The 18,328-nt window shown below is 45.8% G+C and carries 16 protein-coding genes, 1 tRNA gene and 2 pseudogenes; 14 read left to right on the top strand and 5 right to left on the bottom strand.

Features of this window, described 5'->3' with window-relative positions; all coding sequences use genetic code 11:
• Nucleotides 1-12 precede the first annotated feature (12 nt).
• Nucleotides 13-3,429, bottom strand: coding sequence for a PAS domain S-box protein (locus E5S67_RS15815; protein WP_172188817.1), 3,417 nt, complete (start codon nt 3,427-3,429; stop codon nt 13-15).
• A 591-nt stretch (nt 3,430-4,020) separates the two neighbouring features.
• Between E5S67_RS15815 and E5S67_RS15810 the strand changes: the two genes are divergently transcribed.
• From E5S67_RS15810 to E5S67_RS15780, 7 genes are all read left to right on the top strand, one after another.
• Nucleotides 4,021-4,995 carry a LysR family transcriptional regulator gene (locus E5S67_RS15810; protein ID WP_172188816.1) on the top strand — a complete coding sequence of 325 codons (975 nt, stop codon included), beginning with the start codon at nt 4,021-4,023 and terminating at the stop codon, nt 4,993-4,995.
• A gap of 203 nt (nt 4,996-5,198) precedes the next feature.
• A complete protein-coding gene (locus E5S67_RS15805) occupies nt 5,199-6,263 on the top strand; it encodes an anthranilate phosphoribosyltransferase family protein (protein ID WP_172188814.1) in 1,065 nt (354 codons plus the stop codon).
• An 84-nt stretch (nt 6,264-6,347) separates the two neighbouring features.
• A complete protein-coding gene (locus E5S67_RS15800; protein ID WP_172188812.1) occupies nt 6,348-6,953 on the top strand; it encodes a molybdenum cofactor guanylyltransferase in 606 nt (201 codons plus the stop codon).
• Between the two features lie 84 nt (nt 6,954-7,037).
• On the top strand, nt 7,038-8,213 hold the full coding sequence (locus E5S67_RS15795) for an aminotransferase class V-fold PLP-dependent enzyme (protein WP_172188810.1): 1,176 nt from the start codon (nt 7,038-7,040) through the stop codon (nt 8,211-8,213).
• A gap of 416 nt (nt 8,214-8,629) precedes the next feature.
• Complete coding sequence (locus E5S67_RS15790) at nt 8,630-8,977, top strand: DUF6717 family protein (protein ID WP_172188808.1); 348 nt, start codon at nt 8,630-8,632, stop codon at nt 8,975-8,977.
• Between the two features lie 14 nt (nt 8,978-8,991).
• Entirely contained in the window at nt 8,992-10,338 is a 1,347-nt protein-coding gene (locus E5S67_RS15785) for an LCP family protein (RefSeq protein ID WP_172188806.1), read from the top strand.
• A 78-nt stretch (nt 10,339-10,416) separates the two neighbouring features.
• Nucleotides 10,417-10,926: a pentapeptide repeat-containing protein gene (locus E5S67_RS15780; protein ID WP_172188804.1), complete on the top strand. Its 510-nt coding sequence runs from the start codon at nt 10,417-10,419 to the stop codon at nt 10,924-10,926.
• A gap of 116 nt (nt 10,927-11,042) precedes the next feature.
• Here the strand turns inward: E5S67_RS15780 and E5S67_RS15775 are convergent, their stop codons facing one another.
• The 3 genes from E5S67_RS15775 to E5S67_RS15765 all read right to left on the bottom strand — a co-directional run bounded on the left by E5S67_RS15775 (nt 11,043) and on the right by E5S67_RS15765 (nt 15,108).
• Nucleotides 11,043-12,296, bottom strand: coding sequence for an S-layer homology domain-containing protein (locus tag E5S67_RS15775; protein WP_172188802.1), 1,254 nt, complete (start codon nt 12,294-12,296; stop codon nt 11,043-11,045).
• A 405-nt stretch (nt 12,297-12,701) separates the two neighbouring features.
• On the bottom strand, nt 12,702-14,273 hold the full coding sequence (locus E5S67_RS15770; RefSeq protein WP_172188800.1) for an HNH endonuclease family protein: 1,572 nt from the start codon (nt 14,271-14,273) through the stop codon (nt 12,702-12,704).
• A gap of 142 nt (nt 14,274-14,415) precedes the next feature.
• Nucleotides 14,416-15,108, bottom strand: a complete 693-nt coding sequence (locus E5S67_RS15765) for a GDSL-type esterase/lipase family protein (protein ID WP_172188798.1) — start codon at nt 15,106-15,108, stop codon at nt 14,416-14,418.
• 80 nt (nt 15,109-15,188) lie between these two features.
• Between E5S67_RS15765 and E5S67_RS15760 the strand changes: the two genes are divergently transcribed.
• The 5 genes and pseudogenes from E5S67_RS15760 to E5S67_RS33395 all read left to right on the top strand — a co-directional run.
• Nucleotides 15,189-15,419, top strand: coding sequence for a DNA-directed RNA polymerase subunit omega (locus tag E5S67_RS15760; protein WP_172188796.1), 231 nt, complete (start codon nt 15,189-15,191; stop codon nt 15,417-15,419).
• A 275-nt stretch (nt 15,420-15,694) separates the two neighbouring features.
• Complete coding sequence (locus E5S67_RS15755) at nt 15,695-16,342, top strand: hypothetical protein (protein ID WP_172188851.1); 648 nt, start codon at nt 15,695-15,697, stop codon at nt 16,340-16,342.
• A 141-nt stretch (nt 16,343-16,483) separates the two neighbouring features.
• On the top strand, nt 16,484-16,852 hold the full coding sequence (locus tag E5S67_RS15750; RefSeq protein ID WP_172188794.1) for a DUF1818 family protein: 369 nt from the start codon (nt 16,484-16,486) through the stop codon (nt 16,850-16,852).
• Nucleotides 16,853-16,889: 37 nt separating this feature from the next.
• Nucleotides 16,890-16,963: transfer RNA gene (locus tag E5S67_RS15745), tRNA-Pro, on the top strand.
• 124 nt (nt 16,964-17,087) lie between these two features.
• Nucleotides 17,088-17,582 (top strand): annotated as a pseudogene (locus tag E5S67_RS33395) (phage integrase SAM-like domain-containing protein); the annotation flags it as partial.
• A 305-nt stretch (nt 17,583-17,887) separates the two neighbouring features.
• Here the strand turns inward: E5S67_RS33395 and E5S67_RS33390 are convergent.
• A pseudogene (locus tag E5S67_RS33390) lies at nt 17,888-18,031 on the bottom strand (IS630 family transposase); the annotation flags it as partial.
• Nucleotides 18,032-18,098: 67 nt separating this feature from the next.
• On the opposite strand from E5S67_RS33390, the gene E5S67_RS34040 reads away from it, so the two are divergent.
• On the top strand, nt 18,099-18,230 hold the full coding sequence (locus E5S67_RS34040) for a hypothetical protein (RefSeq protein ID WP_281363546.1): 132 nt from the start codon (nt 18,099-18,101) through the stop codon (nt 18,228-18,230).
• Nucleotides 18,214-18,328, top strand: a 115-nt coding sequence (locus E5S67_RS34760) for a helix-turn-helix domain-containing protein (RefSeq protein WP_172188790.1), incomplete at its 3' end; no start/stop codon positions are given. The genes E5S67_RS34040 and E5S67_RS34760, both read left to right, overlap by 17 nt.

Genomic DNA, 18,328 nt, shown 5'->3' with positions numbered 1-18,328 from the left:
AAAATCAAAACTTTACCTCTGCTCAATTGGCAGCCGCACTCCGAAAGTCGAGCCGAGTCCTTCCCCAGGACTTTCGGCCCAGACACTGCCGCCGTGGAGTTCCACGAGATGGCGGACGATCGCCAATCCCAGTCCCAGCCCGCCGTAATTGCGCGTAGAAGTGCTGTCAGCTTGGCGGAAGCGATCGAACACAAACGGCAAAAACTCCTTGCTAATGCCAATTCCCGTATCGCTGACAACGATCGAAACAGAGTGAACCGGAGACGGCCCAGACAACATGGCGCCACCCGCTGCTCCCGGTTCCCCATCCTCCGAGAGCCTGATTTCCACGCGACCCGACGGCGGCGTAAATTTAATCGCATTCGAGACCAAATTAGACACCACCTGCTGCAAACGAGTAGCATCGCCCCTCACCAAGCCCACCCCTTCGCCGCAAAAACTCGCCAATTCAATTCCCCGAGCTTCAGCATCAGGGCTGAGCGCCTTCACGGCCGTTTCTACAATCCGCACCAAATCCACCGGGAACAGCTTCAAACACACTTTGCCGCTCACAATCCGGGAAACGTCCAGCAAATCCTCAATCATCTGAGTCTGCAACCGCGCGTTTCGCTCAATAGTCTCCAAACCTACAGCCGTTTTTTCGGCACTCATCTGGCGCTGCCGCAGCATTTGGGCCCAGCCCAAAATCGCGTTCAGAGGCGTCCGCAACTCGTGAGAAAGCGTTCCCAAAAACTGGTCTTTAATCCGGTTAGCCTCCGCTGCTTCCCGGTAAAGCCGCGCATTGTCGATCGCCACCGCCGCATCCCGCGCCAAATCCTCCAGCAACAGCAAATCCCCCTCCCCGCAGCGGCGGCCGGACTCCCCGCACAGCAGCGAAATCGCTCCCAGCGTCCGCCCGCGAGCGATCAGCGGCACGCAGATTGCCGACAGCGCCTGGGATCGCAGCACGGACAGCAGTTCCCTGTCGGGTACAATCGCCTCGATCACCCATTCCGGTATTTCTGCGTAGAGCTTCGACTCCCCAGTCCGCAGCACCTTTGCTACTCCGTGCCGTCCCTGGGGGTCTAGCGGCAAGCGCCGGTCGATTTGCCACAGCATAGCGACTTTGCTCGGATCTGAGTGAGCAACTGCGTGCAAGCGGATCGAGCCGTCGGCCTCGACCAAATGCACGCAGCACCAATCCCCCAGCGCCGGTACTGTTAAATCTGCCAAACCTTGCAGCGCCTCCTCGTAATCCAGAGAAGCCGACGACAGCAAAGCCAAAGCTCTAGCGCGAAAATAGGCTGTTTGGGCCGATCGCTGGCGATCGTCAATATCCGTACAAGTCCCGAACCATTTGAGAATTTTCCCCTCAGCGTCCCGCACGGGCAATGCCCGGCCCAGATGCCAGCGGTAAGCCCCGTCAGATGCCCGTTTAAAGCGGTATTCCACCTCGTAAGTCATCCCCGTCTGTGCGGAGGTATTCCAGCGTTCTACAGCATCTTCCGCGTCATCTGGATGCAGGGTTAGCTGCCACCCCCAGCCTTGAGTTTCCTCCAGCGTCAAGCCAGTATATTCAAACCAGCGCTGGTTGTAGTAGTCCACCCAGCCGTCGGGTCTGGCAGTCCAAACGATTTGCGGGATGGCTTCAGCGAGGACGCGGTAAAGCAGTTCGCTGGCTTCGGCTTCGCGGCGGGCGGCCTTTTCCCGCGCCAAAGCTAGATTCCGCTGTTCTTCGGCCTGTTTGCGATCGCTGATGTCGCTAATCACGCCGATCCATTTGTAGGGATTGCCTTGTTTGTCAAGCACTGCTTTGCCCCGATCGATCCAGTGGAGCACGCCGCCCCTCTGGGACTGAACGCGGTATTCCTGAAAAAATGGGGCGGCAGAACTGTCTGGCGCACTCAAATACCGATCGACCGCGGCCAAAACTCGATCGCGGTCGATCGGGTGCAAGATACTGTTCCAAGCTGCTCTTGTCCTCGGAAATCCGCCTTTTTCGTACTGCAAATGTTGGTCTACGTGACCGAACCACAGCACGATGCCTGTCTCGATATCCCATTCGTAAATCAAATCGCTGGCACTTTCTGCCGCAATCCGAAACCGCTCTTCAGACTGTCGCAGCACTTCCAGAAAATTAAAGCGTTCCGTCACGTCCAAAACCAGAGACATCACCGATACCAACTGTCCGGAATCGCTGTAAAAAGCCGAATTGTACCACTCGCAATGCACCAACGAACCACCCTTATTATAATTGCTGTTGCGAACTATATTGCAGCGACGGTCGGATTTTTTTAAACTATAAATTTCTGATTGAACCTTTTCAAAATCACCCTGAGAAATAAATTTCCATTCGCTAAAATGCTTGCCTAAAACTTCTGTTTCCTTCCACCCAAAAATCTTCTGGGCCGCCGGCGACCAGCCGCTGATCCGAAAGTTTTCATCCCACTCAATCACCGCTAGGGGCGTATTTTCAAAATGAGAAGTGAGTTTTTGCAGCGCGTTGCGCAGGGATGCTTCTACTTGCTTGCGGCCAGTAATATCGCTAAAAGAAATAGCAATGCCGTCGCCCAATTTAACAGTCATCATCCGAAACCAGCCGACAATGCCTTCGCTGTTGTAATAAATCTCGGTATCCAGGGTAATTCCTGTTTCTACAACTTGCACGAAACGGTCGAACAAACTGTTATCTTTATGACCGGGCCGCACTTCTAGCAATCGCTTGCCAATTAATTCTTCAGGTGTACTGTGTTGAAGTTTTGCGGCTGCGGGATTGACGTATTCCCATTCAAAATCCACAATTGTGGATTCGTCACGAATGCTGCGAAACACGTTAAATCCGTCTAGAGATAATTCCTGAAAAACGCGGAAGCGTTCTTCGCTTTCTTGCAGCTTGCCTAAAGCGTCAAGCAGGAGTTCCTCGACTCGCTCGCGCTGCGTTATTTCTGCGAGCAATTGCTGGTTAATTTGCTGGAGTTCGGTTGTGGGGAATGCGACGGAATTTTTAATTGCAGAGTCTGCTTGCCGTCGATCGACCTTTTCAGTTCCCAGCGCCGTATTTCCTGGAAAAGAAGCCGCCCCAGCCAAAGCCAACATTTGAGGAACCCAGGGTATCAGGGACGCTACAGCCCACAAAGAGATGATAGCGGTAACGGCGGCGATCGAACTTGACAGCCAGTAGCTGGGATGCACCAGCATCCAAACTTGCATCAAGTGAGTTGTCCCGCCGCAGAAAAACCAGGCCCCCAATAGGAGAAACCCCTTGCTCAAAGGCACGTCCCGCTGCTTCCGGGCATAGTATGTCAGAATTGCTGGAATTGAATAAAAAGCCAAGGCAATTAACAAATCGCTGACCGCGTGCAGTCCCATCAACTGGGGCTGCCACTGGCAACATCCACTTTGCAGAATAAAATTGTGGTTAAATAACATAATCTTAAGAAATTGCAGCATTTCGGCTTTCCTGTGCGATCGATCCTACTTGCACTTGTGTTGCTGACCCGCTAATTCCTAGTTTATACAAAAAAAAACAGAAAACAAGAGTGGCTTTAGTCCGGGGATGAAAGTTCGCGGCAGGTTTTAACCGACCTGCAATATTCGTACATTTATTGAGAGATTTAGGGACAGTCAGGTATTATAATGCCCGAGGAGGTAAGAAATACAAGGCGAGTTTTAAAGTCCAAAGCATAGGGAGAAACCAAGCAATTTAGCGCAATTTTATGAAGCGATCGTGACTGGGATTTCATTCAAAAGTTTGAGCTACAAGCTTGCCAAATTTGATGAATTTATCTTTATTTTATCCATTTTTTGATGATTTTGCAAATTTAGAAATCCATTCTATATTGGAGAATCGACCTCTACTTGGGGATTCATAAATCCTACCCGAGGAAATTGATTCGTAGAGCCAAGCATCCCCGCGTCTAGCCCGGAAATCAAAACTAATCTGTACCTGTATCAAAGTCTACTAAATTCTTCTACTAAATCGGTTAATGTCACAGATTATCTTCCAGTAAAATTTCTGAAACCATCTCGAATTAAACATCCATGCGCTTAGAGCAGCTTCAAGCATTTCTTTCAGTTGCTGAAACCGGTAGCTTTCAGCAAGCTGCCCGGAAGTGCGGCGTTACCCAATCGACTATTAGCCGCCAAGTGCAGGGACTCGAAGCGGAAGTGGGTTTGTCGCTGTTTCACCGCACGGCTCACGCGAAGCTGACTGTGGGAGGGGAATGCCTGCTGCCTCACGCTCGCAAAATCTGTCAGACTTGGCAAAATGCTGCAGAAGAATTGGAAGAGTTACTGGCAGGAAAGCAGCCAGAACTTTGCGTGGCTGCGATTCACTCGGTTTGCGCTGCTTATTTGCCGCCTGTGCTGCAAAAGTTTTGCCGCGACTATCCAGAGGTGCAGTTGCGGGTGACTTCCCTCGGGAGCGATCGAGCTCTGAAAGTCCTCAAAGACGGTTTGGTGGACATAGCGGTGGTGATGAACAACCGCTATTTTACTCAAGCCCCGGAAATGTTGGTTGAGGTGCTCTACAATGAGCCGATCGAGGTGTTGATGGCGGCGGGTCATCCCCTGGCCCAGTACGATCGAGTACCTTGGCCGGAATTGATTTGTTACCCGCAAGTGGTGTTTAAGGATGGGTACGGAATGCAGCGGATGGTGCAAGAACAATTTGGACGCATCGGTGCTAAACTTCATGCTGTTTTGGAACTCAACACTCTTGATGCTTTTCGGGGTGTGGTGCGGCAGGGAGAATTGATTGCTTTGCTGCCGCATTCAGCTTTGGTGGAGGCGAAAACCGATCGCACTTTAGCAGTTCGGTCGATCGCCCAAGAGCGCTCAAATTCCAAGGTTTCGGCGATCGGTCAATCGGTAGCCGATCCGGCTTGGACTCGCGAAGTGGTGTTGGTGACAACACACGATCGAATGCAAATTCCGCCGATCGCCCATTTCTGGAATCTGGTACGCGAATTTGTGCCGCCTTTTGATGTCATCAAGCTAGAAAAATCAGGCAGTTAATACCATTTTAGATTTTAGATTTTAGATTTTAGATTGGGAATGACTGATGAAATAAGGGTTTGGATATTTCCAACAATTGCCTTCTTTTTGGGAACTGGTATAATTCGATAATTTTGAATAGATAGTTCTGAAATTGAAATTTAAAACGGTTCAAATATTACCAATTACTAACTACCAACTACCAATTACCAACTTCAAAAGTTATGAGTGACGCATTTAGAGAATTGCTGCGAAAAATTGGCAGCGGAATACACACAGGAGAAAACTTAACTCGCTCCGAAGCAGCAGCAGCCACGCGGATGATGCTGCTGGGAGAAGCAACACCCGCTCAAATCGGAGCTTTTATGATTGCCCACCGCATTAAACGGCCCACTGGGGAAGAATTAGCCGGAATGCTCGATGCTTATGAAGAATTGGGGCCTGTGCTTGCCCCCCCAAACCGAGAAAAAGGGTTTTCCGTCTCTACCGTCGCCGTGTTTGGCGTTGCTTACGACGGGCGATCGCGCACGGCTCCAATTAGCCCTTTAACAGCCCTAATTTTAGCAGCATCTGGCGTCCCAACCCTCATGCACGGGGGCGATACCATGCCAACCAAGGAAGGTCTTCCCTTGATTGAAATTTGGCGCGGTTTGGCAGTTGACTGGAGCAAACTCCGTTTAGAAAAAGTTCAGCAAGTTTTTGACAGTACGGGTTTAGGTTTTGTTTACCTTCCCAAGCATTTTCCTCAAGCCGCCGCTTTAGTTCCCTACCGCCGCGAAATCGGCAAACGGCCGCCTTTTTCGACAATGGAGTTGATGTGGTGTCCCTATGTTGGCGACGTTAACGTCATCTCCGGCTACGTCCACCCGCCGACAGAAGGTATGTTTCAAAAAGCCTTTGAGTTGCGGGGAATCAAAAATTATACCACAGTCAAGGGATTGGAGGGAAGCTGCGATTTGCCGCGCGATCGCACTGCGATTATTGGCATTGCTAAGCCGGACGCTGAGTTCGAGCGAGTGCTTTTAGCTCACGGAGATTACGGTTTTAGCAGCACAAATCCTCCCTTGGGATCAGCCTCTGAGTTATTAAAACAAATGCAGGAAGTGTTGCTGGGTAAACCATCGGAATTGATGCAGTCCGCTATCTGGAACGGCGGCTTTTATCTGTGGCGCAGCGGAGTTTGTTTGGATATGAGCTCGGGTTTGATTGAGGCAGAAAATTTATTGAGCAGCGGTCAAGTCGTGCAAAAACTTGAGGAAGTTAGCAAAGCCGTTAGTGTTTTGAGTTGAAAATGATTAATCGGGTTTTGTGCGCAATGCGCAACCTACATTTATATTTTTTTCTGGTTACTAATGAGTGATGACTAAAAACTAATGACTAATCATCAAATTGCTGTAATTGTGCTTGCAGGCGGTCAAAGTTCGCGGATGGGTAGGGATAAAGCTCTACTGGAAATTGAGGGCAAATCCTTATTGCAGCGGGCGTTGGAAGTTGCCGCAGTTGTAACGCCAGCAGTTTATGTTCTGACTGCTTGGCCCGATCGCTATCGATCGACCTTAAGCGAAACATCCCAATTTCTGGTAGAGTACAATCCGGGCTCCGGGCCCTTGGTTGCATTGACTCAGGGATTGACAGAAATTGCCGCCGAGTGGATTTTACTGTTAGCTTGCGATTTGCCTTTGTTGGATGCCCAGATTATTCAGAAGTGGGCGAGTCAGTTAACAGAGTTTCCCCAATCAACTTTAGCAGTTGTGCCTTATCAAAATTCGCGCTGGGAGCCTTTGTGCGGCTTCTACCGCCAACAATCTCTGCCCAGTTTGCAAAGTTTTATTGACCGAGGTGGACGTTCCTTTCAACTGTGGCTAAATCAAATCCCCGCAATCCCTCTACCTGTCGGAGAACGAGAAGCAGTAATGTTATCGAATTGCAATACATTAGAAGAGTTTGAGCACTTAAAAGATAAAATGGTTAACGGTTGACTGTTAACAGTTGACAGTTAACTGATTAATGACTAATGACTGCTGACTAATGACTACTGACTACTGACTACTGACTAATTACTAATGATTAACGAATATTGGTTGCTCGATCGCCATATAACTTTCCTCAATCACGGCTCTTTTGGGGCTTGTCCGATTCCCGTACTGGAAGCGCAAACCGCTTTTCGGGAACAACTGGAAAAAGAACCTTTGCGCTTTTTAATGCGGGAATTTGAGCCTTTGTTGGATAATGCGAGAAATCAGTTAGCCGCATTTATCGGTGCGAGTGAAGATGACTTGGCTTTTGTCCCGAACGCGACGACGGGAGTAAATGCAGTTTTGCGATCGCTATGTTTTTCTCCGGGCGACGAATTGCTAACTACAAATCAGGAATACAACGCTTGCCGCAACACACTTAATTTTGTAGCCGAGCGTACAGGGGCTAAAGTAATAGTAGCAGAAGTCCCATTTCCAATTGAGTCACCAGAACAAATTATTGAAGCAATAATTAAGCGCGTTTCACCGCAAACAAAGTTAGCCTTATTAGACCACGTTGTGAGCCAAACAGGTTTAATATTTCCCATCAAACAGTTAGTTGGCGAGTTGGCTAACCGTGGCGTGGATGTATTAGTAGACGGAGCTCACGCGCCGGGAATGGTAGCGCTAAATTTAGATGAAATTGGCGCGGCTTACTATACGGGAAATTGCCACAAATGGCTCTGCGCGCCGAAAGGTGCGGGCTTTTTATACGTGCGGCGCGACAAGCAAGGTGCTATTCGCCCAACTACGATCAGTCACGGTGCTAACTCGCCCCGCGCTGATAAATCGCGCTTTCAACTAGAATTTGACTGGATGGGAACAGTCGATCCTAGCCCCTATTTGTGCGTGCCTGTAGCTATTGATTTTATGGGTTCTTTGTTGAGCGGTGGCTGGCCGGAATTGAGGGCAAAAAATCATGCTTTGGCGTTGGCGGGTAGAAAAATATTGGCGGACAAATTAGGTTTGCCACTGCCTTGTCCCGATGCAATGGTGGGTTCGATGGCAGTTGTGCCACTGGCAGACTCCCAGTCTGATGCGGTTGCAAAGGGAGGAATTCCACCTTTGCAAGAGGCGCTGTGGGAGATTTTTAAAATAGAAGTTCCGGTGATTCCTTGGCCGGATGCTAGTAAGCAGTTGGTGAGGATTTCGGCTCAGTTATACAATACTTTGCCGCAGTATCAATATTTGGCTAAGGCGCTGGTTGAGCTGACTAGAATTTGAGCGGGATCTTCAAAAAAAACATAACACCAAACTACAAACAGTTATAGGTTTGTAGTTTGGGTTTCGGTTCTAATAGTTTGGGTGAATAAAGACTATTCGTCATTCTTACCAAGGTCATATTGGTTATAAAAACAGGCACAACCAGACAAAAAATATGCAATAATTTTTCTTTAACTTTCAAGAAAGTTGTTATTACTTATCTAGAAATAACAAGTAAAAAAAACAGCTATAAATCCCGATAAATCTATAGTTCGCCTGCAACAGACGAAAAAAATTGGTAAATAACCAGCGAAATTTCCTAAGTTAAAATAGGGTGGTAAAATCCGATAGTGCACAACTTCCGCGCAACAGAATATAATGTATCAAAACTTACATTTTCGCACAGAAAAAAAATGAAATGAAAAGAGGAAAATACAATGTCCAATGCCATGATGGTAATTTACCCCTATCGCGAACACTACACCTGGGTTTTTGACGACGAGCGAGTCGGACTTGTCCGAGAACCATTTGTTCAGGGCGTCCCGGAAATGATTAACGCGCTTGTCGCAGACATTCCCAATGCCGCTCAAGGTTTCCGACTTTTATTTTCAGCCAATCCATTTCCCGGATATCAAGCAGAAATGCTGTGGTTGAAAGCAGAATACGGCGGTAACTGGTATCGGTGGGAATCGAAAAATCTCGAAGGCTGGCTGTGTCCGGCTTTGCTCAAATATTTTCGAGAAGCACCGCCCAAGTTTTACTGCAAAGCTGAAAAAATGCAATAATTAACAGCAAGTCAATGAAAAACTTGTCAATCTTTAAAAGAAACTTTGTTAAACCAGTCGATCGAGAATCTCGAAAAAAGCCTAAATTATTCCTGTATGTAGTGGGGCTATTTTTCCTAGTTTTCACAGCCGCCATCTCCGCCACAATCGGGGCAATTAGCGCCCTGTTAGCCCCCGTGGAACCGCCAATTATCAGTAGAGTCTTAGAGGCTACGGGCTTTAACTATACATCATCAAACTCTGGATACCGCCTATCGCGCCCAGTTAATATCTTGATATTGGGAATTGACCGCGTGCCGGAAGCTGCAGCCAATGGCCCTAAGATTTTTGAGGGTCGCAGCGATACAATACTCTTATTGCACCTCGATCCTAGAGATAAATCTATTAGTTTGCTGTCTGTTCCGCGAGATACTAAAGTCGATGTTCCCGGAATTAGATTCAGCAAAATTAGCGAAGCCAATGCGACGGGAGGAGCAGCTTTGGCGACGCGATTGGTTAGCAGTATGCTGAACAATACGAGAATTGAACGATACGTGCGAGTCAGCAGCAGTGCGTTTCGGGAATTAGTCGATTTGTTGGGCGGAGTTGAGGTGTTTGTACCTCGCGCGATGTCCTATACAGATACTGCCCAAAAGTTAAAAATAAACTTAGCCCAGGGATGGCAAACTCTCAACGGAGAACAAGCAGAACAATTTGCTCGATTTCGCAACGACGGTTTAGGAGATATCGGTCGCATTCAGCGGCAGCAATCTTTAATTCAAGTTATTCGGAACCGCCTCACAAGTCCATCAGTATTGGTACGCTTGCCACAAATTGTTCGATTGATGCAAAAATATGTGGATACAAACCTCAATTATGAGGAAATATTGACGCTGGCAAATTTCGGTTTGCAATTAGAGCGAGATACTTTTAAAATGGTAATGTTGCCTGGAAGTTCTAGCTCAAAACAAGGGGATTTGAGGAGTTATTGGATTTTAGATGCGCTCAAGGTCGATCGCATTATGACACAATATTTCAACCAGAGCGTGCCGGATTTTGCACAAGGACGATTTCGCAATCCAACCGAGTCTGTTTTGCCCAAAAACATAAAAATAGCTGTCCAAAACGCTTCTAATAAACCAGCAACCGCAAAAACCGTTGCTGAATTTCTCAGAAAAAAGGGCTTTTTTAATGTATCTGTAGTGCAGGATTCGCCCCAGAAGGAGCGTCAAAGTCAAATTATTGTTCAGCAAGGCGATTTAGAGGCAGCAAATCTACTGCAAAAAGAGTTAGGCGGCGGTAAAATTGAAGCATCTTCTACGGGTGAAATCAATTCTGACTTGACACTTCGCGTTGGCGAAGATTGGGTAAAGCGATTTTAATTAGTCATTAGTCATTAGTCAGCAGTTAACAGTCAACAGTCAACAGTCAACTATGCCCAATTCCCCATTCCCATCATCATGAAAAGTGTCTTCCGAATTTTCCTGAGCCTGATTTTAAGTTTAGTGTTGGCTTGTGGGTGGGTGCTGCTGAGTGCTACTCCGGCATTTGCCCTGCCTAAAACAAATATTAATTACACAAATATTAATTTGTCCGAGCGCGATTTTTCCAACTCGGATTTAGCGGGGGGAACATTTGTCGCGGCCCAAATGCGGGGAACAAATTTTCAAGGTGCTGATTTAACTAATGCGATTTTGACTAAGGGAGTTTTGCTGAAGGCCAACTTGTCAGGTGCCAACCTCTCCGGTGCTTTGGTAGATAGAGTTACATTCGACGGCGCTAATTTGACGAATGCTAATTTTTCCGAGGCAATTATGACTCGAACTCGGTTTTATGATGCTGCAATTTCTGGTGCTGATTTTACTGACGCGATTATCGACGCTTATCAAGTGAATATCCTGTGCGAGGAAGCAGATGGTGTCAATCCCGTGACGGGAGTTTCTACCCGAGAAAGTTTGGGATGTCCGTAAAAATTCACAAGTTAAAAATTTTCTGAATAATTGTTTGATTAGATGCACCTGTAGCGATGTAAAATAGACAAATTAAAGCCCCTCTCCTGTAAGGCGAGGGGCTTCAAGTATCGGCTCTATCTAGCGCTACAAATGCCTGCGGTGGTAGTACCAACTACCAACTCGGAATCCAACTGCAAATCTAAATCGGTGTCGGGATTAACAGCATACAAATCGACTTTATCTCTCCCCAAAAACACCCCGATCAAAGTCCCGATTCCCGCGCCGCCGAGCACCTCTTCAGTCGCGATCGCCCGATCGCCCGTAACACCTGCGATCGCCGCCGCTGCTGCTGCACCCAACGCCGTATTCTTAACCAGATTACCAACATTAACGCCCTTAGTAACAGTTTCTTTCCTAGTAATCAGTTGCGAAGTGGCCTTGAGAGGCACTCTGCTGCCGTTGATGATACTTAATTCTTGAGCCACAAACTGAACGCCCGAAGCAGTCGATCGCAATTCGCCGCTAATTTTCGAGCCTTCGGGTATCAGCACTTGGCCATTATTGCCCGCGATATCCGCAGCTACAGTCAGCGTAATCGGAGACTTGTCATTGGGGCCGAGCAAAATCTTGCCTTTTGCGTACTCGACTGGAATAGTCGCCCCGCTGGGAATTTTCACAGCAACAGACTCGCTAACATCAATCTTGGCAATGTAAGGAGAATTAATTGCTCTTGCTTGATTGGTACTCACTAATGTTTGATAGATAAAAGCAGCTACTTCAGCTCGCGTTGCTGATTTGTTCGGTTTGAGAGATTTAGGATTGGGATAGCTGACAACTAACTGTTTTTCAGTAGCAGCAGCAACGCTTTTGACAGCATAAGTTTGAATTTCACCAGCATCATTATAGTAGCTGAGAACATCTTGAAAATCGCACGTAGGCTCATAGCCCATGCCGTTATTTAAAGCGACTACAACTTGAACGCGAGGAATCTGCTGTGCCGGTCTGAAAACATTGCCGGGATAGCCAGACATCCATCCCATTTCGTAAGCTTCGGCGATCGCCCCGCTTGCCCAAAAATTAGACGGAACATCGGCAAACCCCACAGCAGCGCGGGTTTTTGCCTTTTTCACAGAACGGATCATTGCTGCGAATTCAGCCCGCGTTACCGGTGCATCCGGGCGAAAACTGCCATCGGGAAATCCTTTGATAATTCCTCTTTCTGACAAATCTTGAATAAAATCTTTTGCCCAGTAGTTATTATTAACATCCGAAAAAGCTGTCTGAGCAAAAGAAGGCGCGGGAGCTAGCATCGGCGCTGCGGTTCCGGCAACTGTTCCCAGTGTTAATAAAACAGATGTACCGGATTTAATGCGATGTAATACAGACATTTTTGATTCTCCAATTTACACAAGTTTTTTATTGAGGACAAGCAAGCTGTTAATAGGCTGATTGATTCCAGCCGAACTTGCTCTTTCCCTCACTTATGTAATCATTGTTGAATGTTTTAATTTTTGGTGGGGGGAAGATACGGTCTTTTAAAATAAATATTTTTATTCTTAGTGTGGATTTTAAAAGACTTAAATTCCTTAAAATCCTTATGTTGCTTATCTCCCTTATCTACCTTGTCTCTGCAATTAACAGGATTTACGGACAAAGCGGTTTGATATGCGATCGCGATCGCATACCAAATTGTATGAGATTGATTTAACAAAAAAGCAATTGCCTGTCGCTAAAATTTAACTATCGGCGATCGCAATATTTTGGCTCTACATTAAATCGAATACAATTTTTTTTCAATTTTTATAGGTAGTATTGCAGTAGGGGTGAGTTAATTGTGCGTTTTTTAAAGTTCCTAAACCCCCATCAGCTTTTCTTGTAATATGATCGATACTATTAAATCTGCAAGGCAGATACCCTCCACAAATTTTACAAACTGGCCAGCCTGGTAGAGCCTCTCTGATAAACGCAGATGCTTTGGTTTCTCTAGAAAATTCTTTACTCTGAATTTCCCCAGTGTCGGTTTTCTTTGGAATTTTCAGAGTCGCAAATCTTTTATCGCCGGATTTTATTTCTGTGATAACATTCTTTTTATCTATACCTCCTGACAACTTATTAATGACTTCTAAGTAGAAGTCTCTCACTAGATCTCTAGCTTGTAATGCGTCACTCTTCTTAGCAACAAGTTGTGGAACCATATCATAATTCCAAATTACCCATTCAAAGTCTTTTCTTACCTTTATCAATTTAGACCAGGATTTAGTCTGTTGTAAATCTAAAATTAAACTGACCACCCCATAAAATGAACCAATTTTTGGCTTTCCTTGTTGAGTATAAAAGTATACTAGGGGATGTAAACCCAGAGATGAAGGATCTTTGCTATTGATTCTTTGAGCCACTTTTTTGCACTGCTTTAGTAGCTCAATAGTTGTATCGCCTGTTGAATCTTCTCCCAACTGATTATCGGTTGATATGTTATTGACAATATTTATAAATTCTAAAATCAATTCCAACTTATCCGAAGATGAAAGATTCCCTACAATTGGTACATCTAATGTTTTAATGGGATTTGAAAGTTTGGGCTGAAATATAAGTTCGTGTATTTCTTGCGCTACTTTTTCAATCTCATCCTGTTTTTGTTCAGAGAACTCCGACCAATATTTATGACCATTACCACTTCTGACGATCGCACGCGCCGCCACACCATTAGGTGTTTTGCGTGCTAGTAGCAACCTCATCTCAGTCTCGCTAATCGGGGCTGCTTTCTGGTTGATTTTGAAAAAAGATTCCTCCGCTTTCATAGCATCACCTTCAACCCATTGAAGTGAAATCGCTGAGGCCCCTAAGTTCCTAGCTCTTTCCAGCATTTTAGGATTAACTTGACCAGGCTGTGAAGTCAATGATTGATAATCTTTGTAAGCTCCTATTTTCTCTTTAATTAGTTTGCGAGTTTCTTTGGCTGCCTCTTTCTGTTCGTCGGTGATGTTACCGTCATAAAATTGTTTAGAAATTTTACCATCGCCATAATCATCATTAATCCAAGCAAGTAACGAACTCAGTCGATGAGAACCATCAACGACAAAATAGTGGCTACTACCTCGCCAAAGAATAACTGCGGGGATTAAATCTCCATCTAAAAAACTTTCAATAAACTCGCATATTTTTGCTGCATCCCATTCATTAGTTTCTCTTTGAAAATCCGGTTTTCGCAAAAACGGATAGAAAAAAGAACTTTGTTCTAGATCGCGAATACCTATAGTGAGGATACTTCTTCCCATATTGCGTTCTTGCTGCTCTTTAATTTCAAATGCGTCTCTGGGAATAAGTGCATCTAAACTAACTGGGGAATTTTTGGATGATTTTGCCATTTTAAGTACCGATTTTTACTTTTTAGTGTTTCTTGAGTTTTCGCTTTATAATGTTGCGTTTGAGCGTTGCAAGTCAAATCAACTTCGCTCAATCTAGAGGCTAAGCGCCCCTTCAAAATGCCGCAAAAGTTGGCCCTGATGACTAATGACTAATAGAGGCTAGCGGTTCCCAACTTGTCACATCTTCAAATAAAGATTGATAGCCCGCTGCATTGGGATGTAGCCCGTCTGCAATCAGGCGCGATCGCCACCAATCACTTCCTCGATTTATCCATTTATCAAAAATATCTAAATAGGGAATTCCCCGCAACTGACAAGCTAATTTGGTTGCTTCTTTATACCGATATTGGTCAGCATGACTGTAATACAAACAGTCTTGAAAAGGCATTTTACTTTCATCCACCGGCACCATCCCGACAAATATCACCGGACAAAGTTGTTTGGAAGTGTCTAATAAATTATCCAAAACATTTTTAAAATGTTCAAACTCGGTGTAGCTGCGCCCGGTAGGCGACTGCACTCTCGCCGAATCGTTGAGGCCCACGGAAAGAATAATCGCATCCGGGACGCGGTTTCTGAGCTCGCCACGGTGGCGAAACTCGTTTTCCAGGCGCTGGGAGACTTGATAGGTGCGATCGCCCCGAACGCCCAAATTGTATAAAACGTGTCCTGCACTCTCCGGTAACATCCACTGTCGGCGCAGTCTTTCTACCCAGCCACCGCCTACACCGTCGCCGAAACCGTAGATTAAGCTGTCACCGAAAGCAACCAATTTGAGGGGATGAGAAGTTCCCCGATGCAAGTGACCAAAGGAATAGGCTGTTGCTGCCTGCATAAGCAATGATACTCAGTTAATAAATTATGAATCTTGACATACTAGACTAGAATGTAACATTACATAAAGTAGGTAGTCTCATGGTTAAGCGTCCAACCTTCGATTCAACTCAGCTAACCCGTCGGGCGGAAGAGTTGATCGGTGCTGCATCCAACCGCTATCGGATTACGGTACAGGTGGCGAACCGCGCAAAACGCCGTCGCTATGAAGATTTTGACAATATGGACGACCATCAAATGAAACCTGTAATGCGGGCGATATTTGAGATGTCGGACGAACTGACTCAGCCGGAAATAATCGGAGATATCTAGACTTCGGGAGTTTTGGGTTTTGAGTGGAGAGTTGCCAGCAATTTTTGTCAACTCAAAACCCAAAACTTTTTTAAACTAGACTGGCGCGCCTAGGCGAAAAACTCGGTTTATTTTATATAAGCAACTGAGCCGGAAGCTCGCACTGCTAAAAAACGCTTTTTACAAAATCAGGATGCTGCCAACCGGGTTTCTTTTCCTAATTCATAAACTTAGAAAGTAGGACTTTGCTGGTCGTAAGATTATGAAATTTTTATATGTTTAAAAGTGTCAAAACCGTGAATAAATTAAAGCAGGGCTTAAGTTTTCTGTGCGTTACTTTGAGTGTGGCGATTTTCACGCTTTTGAGTTGGGTATTGGAATCGGGCGAATTGAGTATGTCGGCTTTGGAACCTTCGCTGCTGCGGAGTTATGAGTCTGCGTCCGTGCAGCGGGTGGCTCAACAATCTGCGCCGTTGCAAGTGAGGGTGCAAGATGCGTGGAAATTGGTGTATGAAAAATTGCCGGATTTGCCGATCGAAAATAACTACATTTCTAAGGAAACAGGAAAAGTCGATCCTACCAATACTTTAGTCGGGCGGTTGATTCGATATCACGTATTTGTCAAAGGACGCCCGCCCAATTACCGATTTGATTGGAAGTTGAGTTTAGCTGACTATTTGGGGGCGACTCCCGATTATTTGGTGGAAAGCGTGTATCCGGGAAACGACGTTTTGCGCTCAAATCCAATGGAACAGGATCGTGCTGCTATTCAAAGGTTAAATAGATCGCAGCGGGATGCTTTGGTTCAAGCTTTGGTTGATGTTTTTACGGAGAGTTCCGGGGGCGGGCGCACACCGGCGGGGGGGGAAAAACCACAAAGGCGATCGAATTCCCCGGAGATACCGCAGCCGCAGCCGGGAGATGCGAAGTTGCTGGCACCTTAATACTCATGGATGCAAAAACCGGGTTTTTTAGGGAAATACTGCATCCCGGCCTTTAACAATGGTAAAAAACCCGGTTTCTTTCGTATTTATGGGTAAGTTCTACAAATCTAAAATCCAAAATCTAAAATCTAAAATTCCTCAATGGTGGAACGTGTAATTAAGACTGGTGTTGGGTGGCGTTTGGGATGGAACCCGGAGGCGGAGGAGTTTAAGGGTTTGGTGGCTGGCGACGGTTGGGCGATCGAACTCACGGAGGCTGAGTTGAACGATTTTTGCCGATTGTTGGGGCAATTAGCCGGCACAATGAGTCACATGGCCTCTGAGTTAATGGATGAGGAAAAAATAGCCATTGAAGCCGAAAGCGACTTGCTGTGGGTGCAAGTGGAAGGCTATCCCGAAGCTTACAGCGTGCAGTTGATCTTAAATGCTGGCCGGAGGTGCGAGGGTTTTTGGCCGGCGGCTGCGGTTCCGACTTTGGTACAGGCCGCAAAAGTTTTAAAAGTTTTTTGACTTTTTAGGGAATTCTATGCTAAGCTATTAAAGCTGTCGGGGCGTAGCGCAGCTTGGTAGCGCACTACTTTGGGGTAGTAGGGGTCGTGGGTTCAAATCCCGCCGCTCCGATAGATGGAATCCTTATACACTAAGGATTCCATTATTTTTGGTAGATAAATCGTTCCTTACCCATTCTCAATAAGGGATGACTGAAAATGTCATACTTTGATAAAAAGTGAGATAAAACTGGGATATGGCTTCAGGCTCTGTGAAGGTCCAGATTTTTAAGGATCGGCTTCGTTTAGTTTGGTCATGGCAAGGAAAACGATTTTGGTTATACATCGGGCTGCCGAAGACGATCGCCAACCGTAAAGCTGTTTCGATCAAAGCCAGCCAAATTGAACTCGACATGGGTAGTGGCAACTTTGACCCCTCCCTGGCAAAGTACAAGCCCCAGAAACAAGAATCCATTTCTGTTTCTGACCTCTTTGACCAATTTGTCCAGCACAAGCGCCGTAAAATCGAAGCTGCTACTCTCGCTAAATATCTTGGATTACAAAAACACGTTTCTGTGTTTTTCAAGAACAAAACCTGTGTTTCTGTTTCTGAAAGTCTTGTTGAGAAATTTAGAGATTGGTTGGGACAAACACAGAAACTTGAACCCGTGACGGTACGGGAAAGGGTTGTGTTAATGAAGGCTTGCTGGGAGTGGGGCCAGAAAAAGAAGCTAGTTATCGAAAATCCTTGGGACGAAGTTAAGGTTTCAGTTGCGCCAAAACAATGCCCGCAGCCCTTCACACTGGCAGAAATTGGTTCGATAGTCCATAAATTCCGCTCGGACTCAAATCTCAGTCATTATGCCGATTATGTGGAATTCAAGTTCGGTGTTGGGCTCCGCACCGGCGAAGCTGCTGCGCTGCTGTGGCGACTTTGCTCCTCCAACTGCGATCGAATCTGGATCGGAGAAAGTTTAAGTAATGGATCTCGGAAATCAACCAAAACTAACAAAGCTCGCACCGTGCCGCTAACACCACGATTGCAACAGCTAAGCTGCTACGCAGCTAAACCGGATAAAATAGCATTGCCTTTATTTTTGATTTTTCGATCCCATTTAATAACCATTTCTCCTTCATTTAATAATCTCTGTAGCAATTCCGACAATTCTTCTACTGACTTAAACAGTCGATGTGCTATATAGCAATCCTAAATCATTATCATGATTACGGTACAATTATATGCAATACTCGATCGTGACAATAAAAAAATGAATAACTTACAACTTCCAGAAAAAAATATGGAAAAAGAAATAGCCCAATTAGAATCTTTCATTAAAAGCGATATCGATGCTGTGAGAACTAAAACGAGCAATAGCTGTCAGGATGGCGCTCTCCGGTAAGCTTTACTATGAAATCAGCAAAATCTTAGGTGTAAGTGAATTCTTTGTGGGTTATTGGAAAAAGATTTTTAAAACCCAAGGCATCGAAGGACTAAAAC

This window comes from Microcoleus asticus IPMA8, from assembly GCF_013179805.1.
Lineage (GTDB): Bacteria > Cyanobacteriota > Cyanobacteriia > Cyanobacteriales > Microcoleaceae > Microcoleus > Microcoleus asticus.
Note: the sequence above shows the minus strand (reverse complement) of the source record. Positions and strands in the feature narration are given on the sequence as shown.